The sequence below is a fragment of the Galactobacter sp. genome (genome assembly GCF_022712295.1).
GTDB lineage: Bacteria > Actinomycetota > Actinomycetes > Actinomycetales > Micrococcaceae > Galactobacter.
The window spans coordinates 1-4,119 of the sequence record NZ_JALAGT010000074.1 but is presented as its reverse complement, the minus strand read 5'-3'; the positions used below and the strand labels follow the sequence as shown (position 1 = coordinate 4,119).

Below are 4,119 nucleotides of genomic sequence, written 5' to 3'. Positions count from 1 at the left end.
TTTGACTAAAAATAGACGTGAGAGTGATCCGGTTCACGCCGCCCACCCACCAACGTACCTCCACCTCGGAAAAGAGACCCCATGCCCAGCCCCGAACGTATTGCCTTCGTCAACGGACTCATCTGGACCACCGGGTTCGCAACCCCCCGGCCGCTGGATGTGCTCGTCGATGACGGTGTCATCACCGACGTGACCGGGCGAGGGGACCTCGATGTCGCCGACGCCACCGTGATCGACCTCGAGGGACGTGTCCTCACTCCCGGCTTCCAGGACGCCCACCTTCACCTGGAGGGTGGCGGTGGCGACCTGCTGGCCTGCGAACTCTCCGACGCCACCTCGGCCGAGGACGTCCTCTCCCGCATCGCAGCCTTCTCGGCTTCTCACCCGGACGACGAGTGGATCACCGGCGCCGGCTGGCAGCGCGAATTCTTCGAACAGGGCTCCCCCACCGCCGAGCTGTTGGATTCCGTCACCGGCGATCGCCCCGCAGCCTTCCATCCCTTTGACCACCACGGCATCTGGCTCAATTCCGCAGCGCTGAAGCTGGCAGGCATCACCGCGGAAACCCCCGATCCGGACCACGGCCGCCTGTCCCGCCTGCCAGACGGCTCCCCCGCCGGCATGTTGGAAGAGGCCGCGGCAGCGCTCGTGGCCCCGTTCCTGCCGACCAAGACCGAGGAGGAACAGATCGAGGGCGTCCTCGCCGGACAGGCCCACCTGCTGTCCAAGGGCATCACCTCCTGCCAGGACGCACTGGTTGGCCCGGGCATGGGCATGCGGGACCAGTTCGACGTGTACGTTCGCATGCTCGCCGAGTCCACACTGGACGTGCGCCTGACCACCGCGCTCTGGTGGAACCCCGAACGCGGCATGGAGCAGTTGGATGAGCTCAAGGAGCGCCGTCGGGTTCTCCAGGAAACCGCGGGCGCCGAACGCGTGGTCGTTGACACCGTCAAGATCATGATCGACGGGGCCGGACTGCTCTACTTCAACCCCGAGCAGCTGCGCGAGGTCACCGTGGCCTGTGACGCCGCCGGGTTCAACTGTCACTACCACTCCTATGCGGAACTCACCACGCGCTGGGCCCTCGACGCCATCGAGGAAGCGGTCAACACGAACCCGCTGCGGGAGCGTCGCCACCACATCGCCCACCTCTTCGTGGTGGCCGGTGAGGACTTCAAGCGCTTCGCCGACCTCGGTGTCACCGCCAACGTGCAGGGCTTCTGGGCCGGAACTCCGGTCCCGCACGAGCACATGAAGGAGGTCACCGTGACCACGGACCCCGAGGACCGCGAGTACCCCTTCGGTCGGATGCAGGCAGCGGGCGTCCGGCTCGCAGCCGGGTCCGACTGGCCCGTCACCACCTGCGATCCCTTCCTCGCCATCGGCTCCACCGCCGGCTACCTGCCCGAGCCGCAGATGCGCAAGGAGATCCCGGAGAAGGATCGCCTGGACGTGGTCGCCATGTTCCAGGCCTTCACCACCGGCTCCGCCTTCGTCAACGGGCGGGCATCCTCGACCGGTCGCATTGCTCCCGGTTATCTTGCGGACCTCGTGGTGCTCAGCCAGGATCCCTTCGGCGGCCGCGACGCCCTGTTGGGCACCTCGGTGGAGGAGACCTGGGTCGGTGGGCGCAAGCTCTACTCCCGCGTCTGAGCTACCGTCTGCCCTGACGTTCCGGACACCGGGTCGCTGCTCACGCCGGTAGCGACCCGGGAACGCCTCGGGAATCGAGAACACCTCGGAAAAAGAGAAGACCCGGAACCAGATGGTTCCGGGTCTTCTCGATTGCGGTGGCAGATGAGGGATTCGAACCCCCGTAGGCAGTGCCAGCTGATTTACAGTCAGCCCCCTTTGGCCGCTCGGGTAATCTGCCGCAGGTGCTTGTTCCACCCTCACGAGGAGGAGCCGAACATGCGTCAACGAGTCTACAGTGTTGCGGCCCGGATCGTGAAATCGCACCCTCCCTGAAGCTTGGTGATGTGCAGCACGCGGCGCACTCCCCCGATAGGCTTGGGGTCAGACGTTCCAAACAACCCCTAGGAGAGAAACGTGGCCAGCACTTCTACGTTCGATGTCGTCAGCAAGGTGGACAAGCAGGAGGTCTCCAACGCCCTGAACCAGGCGCAAAAGGAGATCGCGCAGCGCTACGACTTCCGCGGTGTGGGCGCAGAGATCGATTTCTCCGGGGAATCGCTGTTGATCAAGGCCAATTCCGAAGAGCGCGCCAAGGCCGTCCTTGACGTCTTCGAGTCCAAATTGGTCAAGCGCGGCATCTCCCTGAAGTCCTTGGAGACCGGCGAGCCCTTCGCCTCCGGCAAGGAGTACCGGATCGGGCTCTCCATCAAGGAGGGCATCGCCCAGGACGTGGCCAAGAAGATCAGCAAGCTAATCCGGGACGAGGGCCCCAAATCAGTCAAGGCCACCATCCAGGGCGACGAACTGCGGGTCTCCTCCAAGTCCCGCGACGACCTGCAGGACACCATCGCGCTGCTCAAGGGATTCGAGGACGCAGACCTCCAGTTCGTGAACATGCGCTGAGACCCGTCCCAGTGCACGACGGCGCGTGGCCCACGAGAGTGGGGCACGCGCCGTCGTTCCTTCGCGCGGCTTCCCCCTCGCTGGCCACACCTCAGTCGCGACGAAGCACCAGCAGGTCCCCGATCTCGCATTCCAGCACGTCGCAAATCGCCACGAGGGTGGAGAAGCGGATGGCCTTGGCACGGTCGTTCTTGAGCACGGAGAGGTTCACGGGGCTCACGCCCACGAGCGCGGAAAGTTCGGTGACGGCCAGGCCGCGTTCCTCCAGCAGCTCGGTGAGGCGACAGTGCACACCGATGGTGTCGACATCGGCGTCGGATGGTTCGCCCGCTTCGACGTCCCTCACACCAGCCCACTGACGTCGTCCTGCAGCCGAGCCTTGTCCCGCTGCAGTGCAACCACGCGGGCGATGATCTCCGAGACCACGGCGATCAGCAGGGCGGCCACCAGTGGTGCCCACGTGAAGTCCACCGTACCGAGGGGTGCCGGTATCTCCTCGGACACATCCGCGCCATGCGTGACGGCCGCACTCCAGCTACCCAAGGAGTGTTCCGCGGCTTGACCCGAGGCGACCCCGTCCAGTACTTGGCCGAGCAGACCTGTGACGAGGACGATCAGGGCCGTGGCGAATCCTCCCCGCCGCAGACGATCCGAGAAGCCGGTGTCACCGAGGGCGCTTCGACACACACGCCACACGAGCAGGGCCACGGCAACGACCGGGATCGCCTGGACCGCCCCGGCAACGGCCAACAGCACCCTATCGCCACTCCCCAGCCCCGTCACTGTCAGGTCCAACATCCGCACTTGAGCGGAGTCCACGGTGGCGCCGTCCCAGTCGATGTCGGCCCCTTCCGGTAGTGCCGAGAAGGAATTGACCCTGGCGTGGATGTCAAGACTCGAACTCGTCAGTGTCTGAATGGCCGCCATGACGGCGCCGATCGCCGTCACCACCGCAACGAGCAACGCCACGGTACGGACCAACCTCAGAACGCTCGAGTCCAGCTGCCCCTTGCCCCGTCCCTTCGGGTTCCCGAGGCCGTACATGACCAAGAGCGTCACGAAGGCCAAGATGATCAGCGCCGCGCCGATCACCGTCATCCACGCTTCCACGACATCCTCCGTTTATCGAATAACGATTATCGTTCTTCGATAAGCGTAGGCCGTGTACGCCACACCCGCAACCGGCAGACTCATCGCGAACACAGTGGTCTCACAGTGTCATGTTGATAGACTGGTTCCTGCCTCCTGAAGGCACGAGTGATAACAGCATCGGGCCCGCCGCTTTCGCGACGGGCCCGATCGCTCTCTGCACCCCCACCAAGGTCCTGCCATGAGGTCACGCCTCGCTCAGCCTCCCGCATGCAGCCACCCGTCATGACGAATCCGCCAACTCAACTTCAGTGAAAAACTCAACTTCAGCCCCATGTGGCCATTCCGGCGGCGGTCTCAACCGGTGGTTGCAACACCTCTACTTGAGGAGCTGCGACCACCGTGTCATCTCGAACCGAAACCGCTGCATTGCGGGCGGAATTCATGGAAGCCTTCGACCGCATTGGTTCTGTCAAGCCGGCGGCCGAG

4 protein-coding genes and 1 tRNA gene are annotated in these 4,119 nt (G+C 64.6%); 2 read left to right on the top strand and 3 right to left on the bottom strand.

Annotation, left to right across the window (positions count from 1 at the left end):
- The first annotated feature begins 81 nt into the window (after positions 1-81).
- Positions 82-1,656: an amidohydrolase gene (locus Q0A15_RS05845; RefSeq protein WP_291278592.1), complete on the top strand. Its 1,575-nt coding sequence runs from the start codon at positions 82-84 to the stop codon at positions 1,654-1,656.
- 138 nt (positions 1,657-1,794) lie between these two features.
- Here Q0A15_RS05845 and Q0A15_RS05840 read toward each other — a convergent pair.
- Positions 1,795-1,876 (bottom strand) — tRNA-Tyr (locus Q0A15_RS05840).
- A gap of 176 nt (positions 1,877-2,052) precedes the next feature.
- On the opposite strand from Q0A15_RS05840, the gene Q0A15_RS05835 reads away from it, so the two are divergent.
- A complete protein-coding gene (locus tag Q0A15_RS05835) occupies positions 2,053-2,541 on the top strand; it encodes a YajQ family cyclic di-GMP-binding protein (RefSeq protein WP_291278591.1) in 489 nt (162 codons plus the stop codon).
- Between the two features lie 91 nt (positions 2,542-2,632).
- On the opposite strand, the gene Q0A15_RS05830 is transcribed toward Q0A15_RS05835, so the two are convergent.
- Together Q0A15_RS05830 and Q0A15_RS05825 are read right to left on the bottom strand one after the other, a co-directional pair.
- Positions 2,633-2,887 (bottom strand): helix-turn-helix domain-containing protein, encoded by a 255-nt coding sequence (locus Q0A15_RS05830; protein ID WP_291278590.1) that lies wholly within the window; start codon positions 2,885-2,887, stop codon positions 2,633-2,635.
- Positions 2,884-3,651 carry a hypothetical protein gene (locus Q0A15_RS05825; protein ID WP_291278589.1) on the bottom strand — a complete coding sequence of 256 codons (768 nt, stop codon included), beginning with the start codon at positions 3,649-3,651 and terminating at the stop codon, positions 2,884-2,886. The genes Q0A15_RS05830 and Q0A15_RS05825 overlap by 4 nt, the downstream gene beginning before the upstream one ends.
- Between the last annotated feature and the right edge of the window lie 468 nt (positions 3,652-4,119).